The sequence below is a fragment of the Rhodoferax sp. genome (assembly GCF_028689305.1).
GTDB lineage: Bacteria > Pseudomonadota > Gammaproteobacteria > Burkholderiales > Burkholderiaceae_C > Rhodoferax.
Window position 1 is genome coordinate 1 of record NZ_JAQTWM010000079.1, and the last position, 17,291, is coordinate 17,291.

At 63.1% G+C, this 17,291-nt stretch carries 16 protein-coding genes; 6 read left to right on the top strand and 10 right to left on the bottom strand.

All coding sequences use genetic code 11. The annotated features are described in order from the left end of the window. Positions 1–345 precede the first annotated feature (345 nt). The 4 genes from PHW99_RS14375 to PHW99_RS14390 are packed head-to-tail and all read right to left on the bottom strand — an operon-like array spanning position 346 to position 3,994. Entirely contained in the window at positions 346–1,032 is a 687-nt protein-coding gene (locus tag PHW99_RS14375) for an ABC-type transport auxiliary lipoprotein family protein (RefSeq protein WP_300178898.1), read from the bottom strand. 54 nt (positions 1,033–1,086) lie between these two features. Further along, positions 1,087–2,055, bottom strand: coding sequence for an MlaD family protein (locus tag PHW99_RS14380; protein ID WP_300178901.1), 969 nt, complete (start codon positions 2,053–2,055; stop codon positions 1,087–1,089). Positions 2,056–2,078: 23 nt separating this feature from the next. Further along, positions 2,079–2,867, bottom strand: a complete 789-nt coding sequence (locus PHW99_RS14385) for an ATP-binding cassette domain-containing protein (protein WP_300178904.1) — start codon at positions 2,865–2,867, stop codon at positions 2,079–2,081. Continuing rightward, complete coding sequence (locus tag PHW99_RS14390; protein WP_300178907.1) at positions 2,864–3,994, bottom strand: ABC transporter permease; 1,131 nt, start codon at positions 3,992–3,994, stop codon at positions 2,864–2,866. The genes PHW99_RS14385 and PHW99_RS14390 overlap by 4 nt, the downstream gene beginning before the upstream one ends. A gap of 130 nt (positions 3,995–4,124) precedes the next feature. Between PHW99_RS14390 and PHW99_RS14395 the strand changes: the two genes are divergently transcribed. The 3 genes from PHW99_RS14395 (at position 4,125) to PHW99_RS14405 (ending at position 7,941) form a co-directional block, all read left to right on the top strand. After that, positions 4,125–5,834, top strand: a complete 1,710-nt coding sequence (locus PHW99_RS14395) for a GMC family oxidoreductase N-terminal domain-containing protein (protein ID WP_300178910.1) — start codon at positions 4,125–4,127, stop codon at positions 5,832–5,834. A 274-nt stretch (positions 5,835–6,108) separates the two neighbouring features. Further along, complete coding sequence (locus tag PHW99_RS14400; RefSeq protein ID WP_300178913.1) at positions 6,109–6,867, top strand: TSUP family transporter; 759 nt, start codon at positions 6,109–6,111, stop codon at positions 6,865–6,867. 87 nt (positions 6,868–6,954) lie between these two features. Beyond that, the gene (locus tag PHW99_RS14405; protein WP_300178916.1) at positions 6,955–7,941 is read left to right on the top strand and encodes a GGDEF domain-containing protein; all 987 of its coding nucleotides are present in this window, start codon (positions 6,955–6,957) and stop codon (positions 7,939–7,941) included. Here the strand turns inward: PHW99_RS14405 and mrdA are convergent. The 4 genes from mrdA to PHW99_RS14425 are packed head-to-tail and all read right to left on the bottom strand — an operon-like array spanning position 7,928 to position 12,471. Next, a complete protein-coding gene (mrdA, locus tag PHW99_RS14410; RefSeq protein WP_300178919.1) occupies positions 7,928–9,958 on the bottom strand; it encodes a penicillin-binding protein 2 in 2,031 nt (676 codons plus the stop codon). The two genes, PHW99_RS14405 and mrdA, sit on opposite strands and share 14 nt — an antisense overlap. A 6-nt stretch (positions 9,959–9,964) precedes the next feature. Further along, complete coding sequence (gene mreD, locus PHW99_RS14415; protein ID WP_300178922.1) at positions 9,965–10,495, bottom strand: rod shape-determining protein MreD; 531 nt, start codon at positions 10,493–10,495, stop codon at positions 9,965–9,967. Continuing rightward, positions 10,492–11,412: a rod shape-determining protein MreC gene (gene mreC / locus PHW99_RS14420; protein ID WP_300178925.1), complete on the bottom strand. Its 921-nt coding sequence runs from the start codon at positions 11,410–11,412 to the stop codon at positions 10,492–10,494. The genes mreD and mreC overlap by 4 nt, the downstream gene beginning before the upstream one ends. A 15-nt stretch (positions 11,413–11,427) precedes the next feature. Next, positions 11,428–12,471 (bottom strand): rod shape-determining protein, encoded by a 1,044-nt coding sequence (locus tag PHW99_RS14425; protein ID WP_300178928.1) that lies wholly within the window; start codon positions 12,469–12,471, stop codon positions 11,428–11,430. A 198-nt stretch (positions 12,472–12,669) separates the two neighbouring features. Here PHW99_RS14425 and gatC point away from each other — a divergent pair, with 198 nt between their 5' ends. Genes gatC through gatB form a run of 3 tightly spaced genes read left to right on the top strand, consistent with a single transcriptional unit; the run spans position 12,670 to position 15,939 of the window. Beyond that, positions 12,670–12,969 (top strand): Asp-tRNA(Asn)/Glu-tRNA(Gln) amidotransferase subunit GatC, encoded by a 300-nt coding sequence (gatC, locus tag PHW99_RS14430; protein WP_300178931.1) that lies wholly within the window; start codon positions 12,670–12,672, stop codon positions 12,967–12,969. A 16-nt stretch (positions 12,970–12,985) separates the two neighbouring features. Continuing rightward, complete coding sequence (gene gatA / locus PHW99_RS14435) at positions 12,986–14,464, top strand: Asp-tRNA(Asn)/Glu-tRNA(Gln) amidotransferase subunit GatA (protein ID WP_300178934.1); 1,479 nt, start codon at positions 12,986–12,988, stop codon at positions 14,462–14,464. Further along, a complete protein-coding gene (gene gatB / locus PHW99_RS14440) occupies positions 14,461–15,939 on the top strand; it encodes an Asp-tRNA(Asn)/Glu-tRNA(Gln) amidotransferase subunit GatB (RefSeq protein ID WP_300178937.1) in 1,479 nt (492 codons plus the stop codon). The genes gatA and gatB overlap by 4 nt, the downstream gene beginning before the upstream one ends. 16 nt (positions 15,940–15,955) lie before the next feature. Here the strand turns inward: gatB and PHW99_RS14445 are convergent, their stop codons facing one another. Further along, positions 15,956–16,609 carry a DUF4124 domain-containing protein gene (locus PHW99_RS14445; protein ID WP_300178940.1) on the bottom strand — a complete coding sequence of 218 codons (654 nt, stop codon included), beginning with the start codon at positions 16,607–16,609 and terminating at the stop codon, positions 15,956–15,958. Beyond that, positions 16,606–17,265 (bottom strand): orotate phosphoribosyltransferase, encoded by a 660-nt coding sequence (pyrE, locus tag PHW99_RS14450; protein ID WP_300178942.1) that lies wholly within the window; start codon positions 17,263–17,265, stop codon positions 16,606–16,608. Before pyrE ends, PHW99_RS14445 begins: the two co-directional genes overlap by 4 nt. Between the last annotated feature and the right edge of the window lie 26 nt (positions 17,266–17,291).

Below are 17,291 nucleotides of genomic sequence, written 5' to 3' on the forward strand. Positions count from 1 at the left end.
TACAAGATCCTCGAAAAAGCCGGTTTCACCGGCGCCGTCAACGTCCAGGGCGGCATGAACGCCTGGGTCAAGGCCGGTCTGCCGGTGGTGCGGGGCATGGCGGCCCGATAGCGCCATGACCGCTGGCCGGCCGGCCCAGCCCGGCCTGAAAATTGCTATTAAATGTATAGCTACTGAGGCAGATTCTTTCCGGGCTGGAGGCACAAAAGCTCTCTGCGTGAGCGGGAATAGCCCGAGTGATGGCGAAGTGCGCTCACGCAAAAGTCGAGCGCACGAAAGATTTTTCGATACCCTGCCTTGGTGAATCCCGGCTGGTTGACCAGTTCCTCGCCAGCCCGCATCTGCCTACCGCCCCACCTGCTCCAGCCAGGTCTCGATCTCCCCAATCACCTGATCCGTCGCGGCGGCCAGGGCGCGGACGCCGCCGCTGGCGTCGGGGCTGGGGGCGGGTTGTTGCACCACAAAGCTGCGCTGGGCCAGCAGGGTGTCGCCGGTGGTGTTGCGCTGCATCAGGGTGGCGCGCAGACGCAGCAGGCCACTGCTTTGGTCGGGGCTGGCAAAGAGCTGGCTGAATTCGTCGAGTTCGAGCCGCAGGTTCAGCAGGGATTCGGGCTGGGTGGCCGGTGATGCTGCAGCTGTTCGCACACGTCCGGCGCGGATGATGTCCCCTGGTGACACGATGGCGCGGCGTTGGCTGAGTTGTTCACGCAGGCGCTGGCTGATGAGCTGCCCGGGGGCCATGCTCCAGCGTGCCAGCGTGTAGGGTTTGAGCTGCTGGGCATCGGCATACGCCAGACGGTACAGCACCGCCGTGCTGTTGAGGGCGACGCTGGCCTGCAGTGTGCTGATTTCCAGCGGCGGCAGCGCGAGCGCGTGGTTGGCCGGCGCGCTTTGCTGTGCGCCGGGGCCAAAGTCGTAGACCACCGGGGTGCTGGCGGGGCGGGGCAGTGCGCAGCCGGTGAGGCCCAATAAACATAGAAGGAATAGGCCTCTAGCCCGCGTGAAATAATCACTTGTAGCTATATATTTCATAGTATTTTCCGGGGTGCGTCGGTGCGGTGGTGGTGTAGATTGGCTGTGCTGGCATCAGTGTGCTGGTGCCGCGGGCGCAACAAACCCAGGCTCACCCGGGCCGGGCGGCGCGGTGGGACTGCCCAGCAACAGGGCTTGTGGGTTGTCGCTCAGGGTCTGGGTCAGGGCGCCGATCTGGTGGGTGGCGCGGGCGACTTCGGTCAGCGCCTGATTGACGCGCGGCAGGGTGCTGATGCGCAGGGTCTGGCCGCTGGTGACCAGAATGTCGGCGCCGTGGTCGAGCTGGTCCAGCGTGCCGCCGGGGGCGTACATGCGTTCGGTCACCAGCCGGAAGGCGCGGGCCGAGGCGCGCGCCTCATCGGCACTGGTGCCGACGCGGGCAGAGGTGGTTTTCAGCGCGGCCAGTGTTTCGCGGCCGGACTGCGCCAGCTCGGGCCAGGTCTGGCGCACCTGGACCGAGAGTTGCTGCAGGTCACTGGCGGCCTGGCCAAGTTTGTCCACGGCGGTCATGAGGGTTTGCTGGTTTTGCGGGGCCAGCAGCTGGTTGAAGCGCTGGCTGGACTGCTCCAACTGGCCCAGCAGGCGTTCACCCTGTTCGGTCAGCCGTCCCATCAGGCCGGCTTGCAGCGGGATGCGCCTGGCCTGTTCGCCATTGGCCGGCAGCGGGGGGCTGGTGCTGGTGTTGTCGTCCAAGGCGATGAAGGCCAGTCCGGTGACGCCTTGCACGCCCAGTGTGGCAACGGTGGTGGTGGTGATGGGGGCTTGTTCGTCCACGGCGATACGGACCAGCACCTGGCTCCTGGCCTGCGGGTCGAGTCGGATGGCGATGACCTTGCCGACCACCACACCACGGTAACGCACGTTGGCCTGGGGCTGCAGGCCGGAGACGTTGATGGCGCCGCTGAGTTCATATTCGCGCATGGCGCGGGTGTCGCGTGTCAGCCAGACGGCGGTGGCGATCAGCATGGCGGTGAGCAGCAGCACAAACAGACCGGCGGCCAGTGCGTGAGATTTGTTTTCCATAAGGCGTGTGGGTTGACGGGTTTTTAACCTGCTTTGGGGCTGGTATGCAACAGGGCGCTGGCGCGCAGGCCACGTTCACCCAGGAAAAATTCCTTGATGAACGGGTGCGGCTGCGCCATCACCTGGGCAGCGCTGCCCGCGGCAATGATGTGGCGGTCAGCCACCACGGCGATGCGGGTGGACAGCTCCAGCAGGGTGTCGAGGTCATGGGTCACCATCACCACCGTCAGGCCCAGTTCCTGGTGCAGGGATTTGAGCAGCGCGCAGAACTCGTCGGCGCTGCCGGGGTCCAGCCCGGCGGTGGGTTCGTCCAGCAGCAGCAGCGGCGGGTCCATGATGAGGGCACGTGCCAGTGCCACCCGCTTGATCATGCCGCCGGACAGGTCGGCCGGCATTTTGTGGGCGGCCGAGGGGTCAAGCCCGACCATCTGCAGCTTGACCATGGCCACGTCGTGGATCAGGTCAGCCGGCAGGGTGTGGAGTTCGCGCAGCGCAAAGGCAATGTTGTCGAGCACGCTGAAGGCGGAAAACAGCGCGCCGTGCTGGAACAGCATGCCCACACGGCTGGCCGCGCCTTCACGCCCGAGCTGCGCGGCGGGCTCACCCAGCACGGTGACACTGCCGCGGCTGGGCACCGCCAGCCCCAGAATCTGGCGCAGCAGCACGGTTTTGCCGCTGCCCGAGCCACCCACGATCGACAACATTTCGCCCTGCTCAATGGTCAGGTCCAGGTCCTGGTGGACCACGGCGTCGCGTCCGGCGCTGCGAAACACCGACCACAGTTGGCTGATCTGGACGACCGGTTGACTCATATGCCGACGTTCTTGAACAGCACGGCAAACAGCGCGTCCACCAGCAGCACAATGGTGATGCTGGTGACCACCGAGGCGGTGGTGCCCTGGCCCAGGCTTTCGGTGTTGGGTTTGACGCGCAGGCCGTAGTGGCAGCCAATCAGCGCAATCAGCAGGCCAAACACCACCGATTTGCCCAGCGCCAGCCACAGGTTGCCAATGGCCACGGCGTCGGGCAGGGTGGCAAAAAAATAGGCTGGCGTCACGCCCAGCACCAGGTCGGCGGCGAGGATGCCGCCGAGCATGGAGGCGGCGGTGGTCCAGATGGAGATCAGTGGCATGGCCAGCGCCATGGCGATGGCGCGTGGCAGCACCAGCCGGTAGCCCTTGGCAATGCCCATGACCCGCATGGCGTCAAGTTCTTCGGTCACGCGCATCACGCCGATCTGCGCGGTGATGGCCGAGCCAGAGCGCCCGGCGATCAGGATGGCGGCCAGCATCGGGCCGAGTTCGCGGATCAGCGCGATGCCCAGGATGTTGACGATGAAAGTGTCCGCGCCAAACTGGCGCAGCTGGCGCGACATCAGGTAGGCCAGCACGATGCCGATCATGAAGCCCACCAGTGCGGTGATCGGCAGCGCCGTGGCACCGATGTGGTACAGGTTGCCTGACACATCGCGCCAGGGACCGCGGCGCGGCGCCCTGACCAGGCGCAGGCTGTCCAGCAGCAGTTGCCCCAGCAGGCGCAGCATGCCTTTGGCATGGTCGATGACAAACCAGACGGCTTCCCCCAGTTTCAAAAACAGGGTCAGCAGACTCAGGCGTGGCGGTTTGGGTGGGGGGGTGGTGAAGCGTGCCACCCGTTCCAGCATGGCATGTTGTCCAGCTGCCAGCTCAAGCTGGGCCGGCCATTGACGGCCCCAGGCATTCCAGAGCAGTTGTGCGCCGGTGTGGTCGAGACGTTGCACCGCACGCAAATCCCAGGTGCAGGGGCCGTTGCGCGTGCACTGCGCCAGTGTCCTGGTGATGGCCTGCCAGTTGGCCGGCTCGGCCAGCCGCGCCGCCCGCCAGCAGCCGTCCAGCGTCACGGTGTGGCCGTCGGCGCGGGTTTGCAGGGTCAGGGTCGGTGCGGGGGCGGTGTCGGGCATGGTTGCTTCGGGTCGAGGTGCGCATCGTAACGGCATTCCGGTGCGCCAATGCTGCCCCCGTGATGGGGCAAAATGCCCGGGCGTCGCGCCACACCTGTTCCGGCCCGGGCTTTTTGAGAGTTTTCAGCACATGAGTACCACCTTTGATTACATCATTGTGGGGGCCGGCACCGCCGGTTGCCTGCTGGCCAACCGGCTCAGCGCCAATGCCTCCAAGCGGGTGTTGTTGATCGAGGCGGGGCGCCGGGACGATTACCACTGGGTCCATATCCCGGTGGGGTATCTGTATTGCATCGGCAACCCGCGCACCGACTGGTTGTACCAGACCGAGGCCGAAGCCGGCCTGAATGGCCGCAGCCTGCGTTACCCGCGCGGCAAGGTGCTGGGCGGCTGCAGCAGCATCAACGGCATGATCTACATGCGTGGCCAGGCGCGCGACTATGACCAGTGGGCTCAGCTCACCGGTGACGACGCCTGGCGCTGGGACGAGGTGCTGCCGTATTTCAAGCTGCATGAAAACCATCACAAGGGCGCGGACGCTTGGCATGGCAACCGGAGCGTGGCGTCCCCGTTGTTGCTCAATGACACCACTGACTATGGCAAGGTGCTGCGCCACCATCAGGCCGGTGGCGAGTGGCGGGTGGACAAGCAGCGCCTGCGCTGGGATGTGCTGGACGCGTTTGCCCAGGCGGCGCAGCAGGCGGGCATTCCAGCCACGGACGATTTCAACCGGGGCGACAACGAAGGGGTTGGCTATTTCGAGGTCAACCAGAAGGACGGCTGGCGCTGGAACACGGCCAAGGCCTTCCTGCGCCCGGCCTGTTATGGCCGGCCCAATTTTGAGCTGTGGACGTCGGCTCAGGTGGCCGGGCTGCAGCTTGAGACGCAGGCCGACGGCGGTTTGCGCTGTACCGGTGTGCAGGTCTGGTCGGGGCAGGAGCTGGTGGTCGCCAGCGCGCGCGCTGAGGTGATCCTGAGCGCGGGCAGCATTGGCTCGCCGCAGATCCTGCAGTTGTCGGGCATCGGCCCGGGGGCACTGTTGCAGCGCCACGGCATCACCGTGCGGCGCGATGCGCCCGGCGTGGGCGCCAATTTGCAGGATCACTTGCAAATTCGTTCGGTCTATCAGGTGCAGGGGGTCAAGACCCTCAACACCATGGTCCAGTCGTTGTGGGACAAGGCCAGGATCGGGCTGGAATACGCCTTCAAGCGCAGCGGCCCGATGAGCATGGCGCCCAGTCAGCTCGGGGCGTTCACCCGCAGTGACCCGGCCCAGCCCTACCCCAATATTGAATACCATGTGCAGCCCCTGAGCCTGGAGGCGTTTGGCGAGCCGCTGCATGCGTTCAATGCGTTCACTGCCAGCGTCTGCAACCTCAACCCCACCAGCCGCGGCAGTGTGCAGATCAAGTCGGCAGACTTTGCGGCGGCGCCGGCCATTGCGCCCAATTACCTGAGCACGGCGGCAGACTGCAAGGTGGCGGCTGACTCGCTGCGTCTGACGCGTACCATCGTCGGGCAATCGGCACTGGCCAGGTACCAGCCGCAGGAGGTCAAGCCGGGAGTGCAGTTCCAGTCGGATGAAGACCTGGCGCGGCTGGCCGGTGACATCGCCACCACCATCTTCCACCCGGTCGGCACCACCAAGATGGGCCGGCCGGATGACCCGATGGCGGTGGTGGACGCCCGCCTGCGTGTGTATGGCGTGGCGGGTCTGCGTGTGGTGGATGCAGGGGTGATGCCCTTGATCACCAGCGGCAACACCAATTCCCCCACATTGATGGTTGCCGAGAAGGCGGCCCGCTGGATCGTGGAGGATGCAGCACAAGGTCAAGGGTAAACACCCAAAGGGTATTTCCGGATGGTGGCAGGCCGGTGCAGGGCCTACAGTCTGGTCATCGTCTGCACCGGTCAGAAGCCGGGGCAAAACGAAAGGCCCCAGGAGATCGACCCATCGTGGTCAATCACAATAAGACAAAAAGAAAAAGGCATCGGTGAACCCGGTGCCTTTTTTTATTCACAAGCAAAATTGGCCTCTAGCCCACGTTAAATAAGCATCTTAAGCTATTAAATTTGTAGCTTTTTGGCGTGGCGCTGAATGCGACAATCCCGGCATGGAATTATTGATTGTTTCGTTGGCCAGCCTGTTTGCTGGTTTTGTGGATGCCATCGTGGGTGGCGGTGGCCTGATTCTGGTGCCGGCCTTGCTGGCCACCTTCCCCACGGCGCATCCGGCCACGCTGTTTGGCACCAACAAGGGGGCATCGGTCTGGGGCACGGCGTTTGCTACCTGGCAGTACAGCCACCGGGTGCAGATGCGCTGGACCGCCCTGTGGCCGGCGGCGCTGGCGGGGCTGCTGGCCTCGCTGGCCGGCGCTTGGCTGGTCACGGTGATCGCGCCCGATTTTTTGCGCAAGGTGCTGCCTTTTGTGTTGTTGGCGGTGCTGCTCTATACCCTGGCCAAGAAGGAGCTGGGGCGCACCCATGCGCCGCGTTATTCGGGTCGGCAGGAGCAGTGGCTGGCAGCGGGGGTCGGCCTGGTGATCGGCTTTTACGACGGTTTTTTTGGTCCGGGCACCGGGAGCTTTTTGGTGTTTTTGTTCGTACGGCTGCTGGGTTACGATTTTCTGAGTGCCTCGGCAGCGGCCAAGCTGGTCAACACCGCCACCAATGTCTCGGCGCTGGCGCTGTTCATTGCCAAGGGGCATATCTGGTGGCACTTCGTGGTGGTGATGGCGCTGGCCAACGTGCTGGGCAGCTTGTTGGGGACCCGCTTGGCCCTCAAGCATGGCACCGGGTTTGTGCGCGGGGTGTTTTTGCTGGTGGTGAGTGCGCTGATCCTGAAGACCAGTTTTGATGCTTTTGGGCGCTAAAACGGTATGATGCGGTCTCGATCGGACTCGTTCTTCTCCTGAAAGCTGACCTTGCGGTATCCCCAGTCAAAAGAACAAAGCGCTGAGTTGCTGCGCATCGTTCTGGCGCGGATGGGCCAGCATGACGCAGCGTTCAACCCGTTGACCTACACCGTCTGGTATGAGTATGCCGCTGGTGTGAATGCTGGCCTGAACCAGGCACTGGACCAGCTGCTCAAGGTCAAACCCCGGCTGTCCGATGCCGATTTGCGCGAGCTTTACCAGATGCATGTGGCGGATGTGGACCCGCAGGCCATGCACCGGATTGGTGGCGAGTTGCAGCGGGTCATGGCCACCATGGCGGCGGCAGCGGCCCGCACTGGTGATGATGCCGGTGAATTTGGCGCCCAGCTTGAAACCCTGGTGACCGATTTGCAGGCAGTGAATGACAAACTGCTGTCGCCGTCGTTCAGCCAGGCGGTGGCGGGCACGGCCCGGATGCGCAGTTCGGTTCAATCGCTGGAGACCGAAGTCAAGGGCAGTCAGTCTGAAATCGAACGCCTGCACAAAGAGCTGACCCGGGTGCGCGATGAGTCACTGGTGGATGCCTTGACCCAGGTGCTCAACCGCAAGGGGTTTGACCAGAAGCTGGCAGACATGCTGGAGCGTGCACCTCAAACCGGCCATAGTCACAGTCTGATCATGCTCGATATTGACCATTTCAAACAAGTCAATGACACCCATGGCCATGTCATGGGTGACCGGGTGTTGCAGGCCGTGGGGGAAGTTCTGAAGAATTGTGTGCCACCTGGTTCGGACGTCAGCGTCGCGCGTTACGGGGGTGAGGAGTTTGTGCTGATGCTGCCCGACAGCCAGCCACAGGAGGCCTTCATGCTGGCCGAACTGGCGCGAACGCGGACACAGGCGTTGAAAATCCGTGACCGGCGGACCCAGTCGGTGGTGTTGACCGTCACTGTTTCGGGCGGTGTCGCGCAGATGCAGCCTGGTGACGATGCGCAAAGCTTGATCGCGCGGGCCGATGCGGCGCTGTACCAGTCCAAACAAACCGGGCGTGACCGTGTCACCTGCGCGTGAGGCTGCTGGCCGGGGCGCTGGCGGCAGATGCCAGCGGGTTGGCGCTGACCGGTTTTGAGGCCGCCGCTGTCGCCCCCGCGGCTGGCCAGGGGATGTCGGCTGCCAGACGCGTTTTGCCCATGGGGGCGGTGGCCTGCCCCTGGCTGACGGCGGCCAGGTCTTCCGCGCTGGGGTATTGGCCCAGCAGCCAGTAGTCAAAGGCGCGCCGGGCAATCGGTGCGGCAGACGCCGACCCAAAACCGGCGTTTTCGACAATCACTGCCAGCGCAATCTTGGGGTCTTCGGCGGGGGCAAAGGCGATGTAGAGCGAATGGTCGCGTTGGCGTTCGGCCATTCTGGCGGCGTTGTATTTTTCATTCTTGCCCAGGGAGACCGCCTGGGCGGTGCCCGTCTTGCCGCCGCTAAGGTAGCCGGCGCCAGCAAATACCCGGGTTGAGGTGCCGCCCTGCGTCACGCCGATCATGGCCTGACGGATGACATCCACGTGCTCGGGCTTGAAGCCCAGATCCTCGGGCGGGGACGCCGGCATGGGTTTGCTGACCCGGCTGCCGGCCTCCTGGGTGGCGATCACCAGGTGGGGTTTGTGCTTGACGCCATTGTTGGCCAGGGTGGCCGTGGCTTGGGCCAGCTGCAGCATGGTGAAACTGTTGTATCCCTGTCCGATGCCCAGGGAGATGGTTTCACCAGCGTACCATTTCTGCTGTTCCGGCCGTTTGAAATAGCCGCGTTTCCACGTTTGGCTGGGCAACACGCCGCGCACTTCGCCATGGATGTCGATGCCGGTGATCTGGCCAAAACCCAGTGGTTTCATGAAGTCGTGCATGGCATCCACGCCCATCTCGTTGGCCAGTGAGTAAAAGTAGGCGTTGCTGGATTCGACAATGGCGCGGCGCATGTCCATGATGCCGCCTTTCTCGTTTTCGGGGCTGCCAAAGCGGTGGCCACCGAACATGTAGAAGCCAGGGTCGTTGATCAAGGTGCTGGCCGAGCGCGTGCCGGTGGTTAGTGCCGCCAGCGCCATGAACGGCTTGTAGGTCGACCCCGGCGGGTAGGTGCCGCGCAGGGCGCGGTTGAGCAGGGGTTTGTCGATGGATTCGTTGAGCAACTGCCAGTTTTCCTGGTCAATACCGTCGACGAACAAATTGGGGTCAAACGTGGGTTTGCTGACAAAGGCCAGCACCTCACCGGTCTTGGGGTCCAGCGCCACCAGGGCACCGCGGCGTTCACCGTACATGTCCTCGATCAGTTTTTGCAGCTTGATGTCAATCGACAGTTTGATGGTGTCCCCCGGGGTGGCGCTCTGGCTGGCCAGGCGGCGGGTGGCCCGGCCGCCCGCCGAGGTTTCCACGGCATCCACACCGGTGATACCGTGCAGTTGGGCTTCAAAACTTTGTTCAACGCCGAGCTTGCCGATGTATTCGGTGCCGCGGTAGTTGGCCGGGTCTTCGGACTCTTCAAGCGCTTCCTTTTCCGCGGCATTGATGCGCCCGATGTAGCCAATCACGTGACTGGCCAGCTCGCCATAAGGGTAGTTGCGAAACAGCCGTGCCTTGATGTCGACACCGGGAAAACGGTAGCGCTGGGTGGCGAAGCGGGCCACCTCGGCATCGCTGAGGCGGCTGCGCAGCGGCAGGGACTCGAAACTTTTGGCCTCCTCCTGCAGCTTTTTGAAGTGACGGCGATCACGCGGGGTGATTTCCAGCACTTGCGACAGTTCTTGGATCGTCTGTTCCAGGTTGGCGACTTTGGAAGGGGTGATCTCCAGCGTGTAGGCTGAGTAGTTGCTTGCCAGCACGACACCATTGCGGTCCAGGATCAAACCCCGGTTGGGCACGATCGGCACGATGGCGGTGCGGTTGTTTTCTGCTTGGGCACGCAGGTCATCGTGGCGCACCACTTGCAGGTAGACCAGGCGTGCGGCGACCAGGCCAAAACACACCAGCACCAGGACGCTGGCCACCAGAATCCGGAGCCGAAAGCGTGACAGTTCCGCCTGAACGTTGCGAATGACGGTCATGTCACCTCAAAGCGGGCGGTTGGCATCCGGGTCCGGGGCCTGCCGTTGGGGCAGCAGCAGCAGCACACTCACCAGGGGCCACAACAGGGCTTCAATGAAAGGGGCCAGCACAATCGACCAGGAGGGAAAGACGCCCCCGGCAAGCAGCCGCACCACCAGTGTCAGGGCGTGTGCCAGCAAAAACAGGGGCAACACCTGCACGGTTTGATTGGGCACGGTGAACCACAACAGCCGGCGGTGCATGATATTGGCCAGAAAACTCAGGGCGGTGTAGGCCAGTGCATGCTGGCCCAGCAAGGCACTTTGGTGGATGTCCATCGCCAGGCCCAGTGCAAAGGCGGTGCCGACCCCGATGCGTTGGGGCTGATGGGTGACCCAGAACACCAGCACCACGGCCAGCATGTCGGGCAGCCAGGCGGCGCGGCCCCACAAAGCCATGTTTTGCAACATGTTCAGCGCCAGCGCGGCCATCAGGCTGGACCAGATGAACACGGGTCTGGCCGGCAGCAGCAACTGCTGGCCACGCGGCATGATCATGGTTTGCCTCCGGCTTTGTTGGGCACCGTGGGTGCCGGGGGGGCGGGCCTGGGCTCAATCTGTCCGGCCAGGGGCTGCAGCACCAGCACATGCAGGCTGTTGCCGACACCGGCAACCGGTTGGCAACGGATGCGGGCAAAAGCAGAGTCGGCGCGTCGCTCGATGCCGCTGACGCGCCCGACCTGCAGCCCGGGCGGATAGACCCCGTCAATCCCGCTGGTGCTGAGCAGGTCGCCGGCCTGCATGTCCACGTTGGCATCCATGAAGCGCAGCTCCAGCGCGCCAGCCGGGACGGCCGGATCACCAAAAGCCAGGGCCCGCACCCCGGTGCGGGTGTTGAGTACCGGAATGGCCTGGTTGCGGTCGGTCACCAGGGTGACCTCGCTGACCAGCGGGTAGACCCGGGTGACCTGTCCCAGGACGCCGGCTTCGTCCAGCACGGGTGAGCCGGGCTGCACGGCGGCCAGGGCGCCTTTGTCAATGATGACCTTGCGGGTGAACGGGTCCGCGGCATCGTACAGGACCTGGGCGGCCAAGGCCGGGGTGTTGAGCCGCTCGCGCAGGGCCAACAGCTTGCGCAGGCGGGCGTTTTCCAGGCTGAGTTGCTCGACTTGCTGGGCGCGCTGCGATTGCAGACCTAGGCGGTACTGGGCCGCTGCTTCGTTGGCCTGGGACGTGGTCAGGGCGGAGAAATAGCGGCCCCCGTCCTGTAACCAGATAACGGGTCGTAACACCGCCCATTGCAGCGGGTAGAGCAGTGTGGCCACAGCGGCGCGTAGCGGCTGGGTCACAGCAAACCGTGTGTCCGTCACCATCAACAACACCGCCAATACCCCAAAAAACACCAGTTTGGACAGGGCAGAAGGCCCCTGTCGGAAAAAGGGGGGTGGTGTCCTGTCCAGCGTACCCAGCGGCATCGCTGACTCCGCCGCTTATTCGCTGGTGAAAATGGAGCCCAGGCGTTCCATCTGGTCCAGCGCGATGCCGCAGCCACGCACCACGCAGGTCAGTGGGTCTTCGGCCACCAGCACGGGCAGGCCGGTTTCTTCGGCCAGCAGGCGATCCAGATCACGCAGCAGGGCGCCGCCGCCGGTGAGCATCATGCCGCGGTCGGCGATGTCGGCACCGAGTTCAGGCGGGGTTTGTTCCAGGGCATTTTTGACCGCCGAGACGATGTTGTTGATCGGGTCGGTCAGGGCTTCCAGAATCTCGTTGCTGGAGATGGTGAAGCTGCGTGGGACGCCTTCGGATAGGTTGCGCCCGCGCACTTCCATCTCGCGTACTTCGCTGCCCGGGAAGGCCGAGCCGATGTTCTTTTTAATGGCTTCCGCCGTGGGTTCACCAATGAGCATGCCGTAGTTGCGGCGGATGTAGTTGATGATGGCATCGTCAAAGCGGTCACCACCGACGCGCACGCTGCCTTTGTAGACCATGCCGCCCAGCGAGATCACACCCACTTCGGTGGTGCCGCCGCCAATATCCACCACCATCGAGCCGGAGGCTTCCGACACCGGCAAGCCCGCACCGATGGCCGCGGCCATGGGTTCTTCAATCAGGTAGACATCGCTGGCACCGGCCCCCAGGGCGCTTTCACGGATGGCGCGGCGCTCCACCTGGGTGGAGCCGCAGGGCACACAAATGATGATGCGCGGGCTGGGGCGGAAAATGGAGCGCGGATGCACCATCTTGATGAACTGTTTGAGCATTTGCTCGGTGACGGTGAAGTCGGCAATCACGCCGTCTTTCATCGGGCGGATGGCTTCGATGTTGCCGGGCACCTTGCCCAGCATGGCCTTGGCTTCCTTGCCGACGGCCTGAATGGTTTTTTTGCCTTGTGGGCCACCTTCGTGGCGAATCGCCACGACCGAGGGTTCGTCGAGCACAATGCCTTTGTCGCGCACGTAAATCAGGGTGTTGGCGGTGCCAAGGTCAATGGCCAGGTCAGTCGAAAAATACTGACGGAATGCTCCAAACATGAATAAATCCTTTGTGGGCACAAGGGCACTTCGACCCGTTGTCACCCGGTAACATGATCAAAATGGTGTTTTTTTGCCTTGAAAGCGGGTTTTTTCAGGCGATAACCCAAAGGCGGGATAATACCCCATGGCCTGTGCATAACTTGTATGGCAGCCCCCGAAAAGCCGCGTTTTACACCCTGTTTCGATTGAAAAACCATGTCTCTGACCCCCGTTGATATTGACCGCCTGGCGCACCTGGCCAGGCTCGGGTTGCGTCCCGATGAGCAGACTCGTTTGTGCTCGCAACTCAATGATTTTTTTGGCATTGTGGAAAAAATGCGTGCAGTCGATACGACTGGTATCGTGCCGCTGGCGCATCCGCTGGATGTGATGGGGGAGGTGGCGTTGCGCCTGCGTGAGGATGTGGTGAGCGAGCCCAACCAGCGCGAGGCCAACCAGCGCAGCGCGCCGGCGGTGGAATCAGGTCTGTTCTTGGTGCCCAAGGTCATTGAATAACCACACGATACGCACCATGACACAACCCTCTACCGATCTGCATGATCTGACCGTGGCCGAACTGGCCAGCCATTTGCATGAACGCAAGGTGTCGGCCGTGGAAGCCGCCCAGCATTTTCTGGTGCGCGCCAAGGCCCACGCCGACCTGGGTGCTTTTTTGGACACCGCCGAAGACGTGACGCTGGCGCAGGCCCGCGCCGCCGATGCCCGCCTGGCCGCTGGGGCCGCCGGACCCCTCGAAGGTGTGCCGATGGCGCACAAGGATATTTTTGTCACCCGCGATTTCGTCACCACTGCCGGCTCCAAGATGCTTGCCGGCTATCGCTCGCCGTTTGACGCCACGGTGGTGAGTCGCCTGGCGCAGGCCGGCATGGTGACCCTGGGTAAACTCAATTGCGACGAGTTCGCCATGGGCTCGGCCAATGAAAACTCGGCCTATGGCCCGGTCAAAAACCCCTGGGACGCGACCCGGACCCCCGGTGGCTCATCGGGTGGCAGCGCGGCTGCGGTGGCGGCGCGCCTGATTCCGGCCGCCACCGGCACGGACACTGGCGGCTCGATTCGTCAGCCGGCGTCGTTTTGCGGTGTCACTGGCATCAAGCCCACTTACGGCCGGGCCTCGCGTTACGGCATGGTGGCGTTTGCTTCCAGCCTGGACCAGGCCGGCCCGATGGCGCGCACCGCCCAGGACTGCGCGTTGTTGTTGTCCGCCATGTGTGGACCTGACCCGGACCGCGACGCCACTTCGCTGGACGCACCAGCCGAAGACTTCACGCGCCAACTCAATGACGACATTGCCGGTCTGCGCATTGGTGTGCCGGCGGAATTTTTTGGTGACGGCCTGGCCCCGGACGTGCGGGCCGCCGTGGAGGCGGCGCTCAAGCAGTACGAGGCACTGGGTGCCAGACTGGTGCCGATTTCGCTGCCCCGTACCGAGCTGTCGATTCCCGTGTACTACATCATTGCGCCGGCAGAAGCCTCCAGCAACCTGAGCCGGTTCGACGGGGTCAAGTTTGGCCATCGCGCCCAAAATTACACCGACCTGGGTGACATGTACCGGCAGACTCGCGCCGAGGGGTTTGGCGACGAGGTCAAGCGCCGCATCATGATCGGCACCTACGTGCTGAGCCATGGTTACTACGACGCGTATTACCTGCAAGCGCAAAAAATTCGTCGCATGATTGCCGACGATTTCCAGCAGGCCTTCAAACTCTGCGACGTGATCGCCGGGCCGGTGGCCCCCACCGTGGCCTGGAAGCTGGGCGGGCACAGCGACCCGCTGACCGATTACCTGGCCGACATCTTCACTTTGCCAGGCTCGCTGGCCGGTCTGCCTGGCATGAGTGTGCCGGTAGGCTTTGGCGCAGAACACATGCCGGTAGGCATGCAGCTGATTGGCAACTACCTGACCGAGTCCCGGCTGCTCAATGTGGCGCACCGCTTCCAGCAAGCCACCGACTGGCACACCGCCCGTCCGCAAGGAATTGAAAAATGAATACCGCTGTTGACAAAAAACCTGCATCGAAGTCCCTGTTGGTGCAGGGTTATGAAGTGGTGATCGGCTTCGAGACCCACGCCCAGCTTTCCACCCAGTCCAAGATTTTCAGCCGCGCCGCCACGGCGTTTGGTGCCGAGCCCAACACCCAGGCCTGCGCCGTGGACCTGGCCTTGCCCGGCACACTGCCGGTGATGAACAAGGGCGCGGTCGAGCGTGCGATTGAATTCGGCCTGGCTGTGGGCTCACACATTGCGCCGCGCAGTATTTTTGCCCGCAAGAATTACTTTTACCCCGACCTGCCCAAGGGCTACCAGATCAGCCAGTTTGAGATTCCGGTGGTGCAGGGCGGTGCGGTTGAGTTCTACCTGGGTGACGAGAAGAAATCGGTGCGTCTGGTGCGCGCCCACCTGGAAGAAGATGCGGGCAAGTCGCTGCACGAAGACTTCATTGGCCAGACCGGCATTGACCTGAACCGCGCGGGCACCCCGCTGCTGGAGATCGTCACCGAGCCCGACATGCGCTCCACCGCAGAGGCCGTCGCCTACGCCAAAGAGCTGCACAAGATCGTCACCTGGATCGGCATTTGCGACGGCAACATGCAGGAAGGCAGCTTCCGCTGCGATGCCAACGTGTCGGTGCGCAAGCCCGGTGAGCCCTTGGGCACCCGGCGTGAGATCAAGAACCTTAACAGCTTCAAGTTCATGCAGCAGGCGATTGATTTTGAGATTCGCTGGCAGATTGAAGAGCTGGAAGATGGCCGCGCCATCCAGCAAGCCACTGTGCTGTTCAACCCCGACACCGGTGAAACCCGCGCCATGCGCACCAAAGAAGACGCGGCCGACTACCGCTACTTTCCCGACCCCGATTTGCCGCCGCTGGTGATTGCCCCCGAGTGGGTGGAGCGGGTGCGGGTGAGCATGACCGAGTTGCCACGGGTGATGGCGGCGCGTTTTGCGGCGGACTACGGTCTGTCGGATTACGATGCCACGCAGTTGACGCAAAGCCGCGAGGTGGCAGCGTATTTTGAAGCCGCAGCCCAAGCCTGCGGCCAGCCCAAATTGGTGGGTAACTGGATCATGGGCGAGATTTCACGCCGCCTCAACGCAGCCGAGGCCGACATCAGCGCCTGCCCGGTGTCAGCCCAGCAACTGGCACAACTGATCGGCCGGATTCAGGACGGCACCATTTCCAACAATGCTGCCCGTCAGGTGCTGGATGTGTTGTGGGCTGAGCCCGCCAGTGCAGTCGATGCCATCATTGAAGCCAAGGGCTTGAAGCAGATGAACGACACTGGCGCGTTGGAAAAGATCGTTGACAGCGTGCTGGCCGCCAACCCGAAAAATGTGGAAGAGTACCGCGCTGGCAACAGCAAGGCACTCAACGCGCTGGTCGGGCAGATCATGAAAGGCAGCCAGGGCAAGGCCAACCCGCAGCAAGTCAACGACTTGTTGCGCCAGAAACTGGCGTCCTGATCAGCCTGCTGCCACCCTACTGCGGCGTGGTGGCGGCCATGCGCCACAGGGGTGTCAGGCGGACCCATTCAGCATCAAACCGGCTGTTCACCCGGGCAGCTTCGGCGTCCTGTTCGGCAATGAAGCGCTCCTGGGCGGCCAACGCCTGGTTGATTTCCTCCATCTGTCGGCGCAGTTTGATGGGTGCCTTTTGTGGGTCCTTCTTGTAGAAAGCCATTTCGTCGGACAGTGTGGCGAGATCACGCTGCAGGTCTGCGACCCGGGTACTGGCGGTCTGTTTGACATGATCAATGTGCGCCAGCGCCTCGGCCCGCTCCTTCTGGTGCACCGCCTGGTTCGGATAGCGGATCAGCAAGGCCTGGTCTCGGCGCTTTTCTTCTTTCAGGCGATCCTTTTCGGCCTGTTCCGCCTTTTTCTGGGCTTCAAGCTGGCTGAGTTCCTGTGCGGTCAGCGTTGGACCGATCCGGGACTTGACGGTGCCACTCGGGTTGAGAATGGTTTGCTCGCGGTCGCGGCATTCCATGATCGGCCGGTCGGAGGTCAATTTGCGGCCCTTGGCATCGGTGCAGGTGTAGATCTCGGCCGCAGGCGGCGGCGTCTGGGCGGTCGCCCAGACCGTGACCAAACTTGCCAGCACCCCCGCCATCAGCGACTGGTGTCGATGTGTCATAGGTCATTGACGCCGTAGCGCTCCCGGTAGGCCAGTACCCGTTGGTGTGCGTCTGCCAGGCCTGGCACGCTGTGCTGCTGCAGGTAGTGCATCAGGTCGCTCAGTTGGGCAATCGCACACACCTGCAAGCCCAGTTGTTGTCTGACGTATTGCACGGCACTGTGGTCAACATCGCGGCCGGCCTCAGTGGCTTTTTCCTGCCGGTCCAGTGCAATCACCACCGCATGGGCGGTGGCGCCAGCGCTCTGGATCAGGCTGATCGATTCACGCACGGCGGTTCCGGCTGACATCACGTCGTCCACAATCAAAACCCGTCCTTTGAGGGGGGCACCGACCAGGGTGCCGCCTTCGCCGTGGTCCTTGGCTTCCTTGCGGTTGTAGGCAAAGGGTTTGTTATGGCCAAGCCGGGCCAGTTCTACACTCAGCGCCGCGCCCAGCGGGATACCCTTGTAAGCGGGACCAAAAATCATGTCGAACTCGATGCCGCTGGTCAACAGGCGCTGCGCATAAAATTGCGCCAGTCTGCCCAGCTTGGCGCCGTCGTCAAACAGGCCAGCATTGAAAAAATAGGGGCTCATGCGACCCGCCTTGGTTTTGAATTCGCCAAAGCGCAGCACCCCGCAATCCACCGCAAACTGCACAAAATCAAGGGCCAAGGTGTTGTTGGCCGGATTTTGATAGG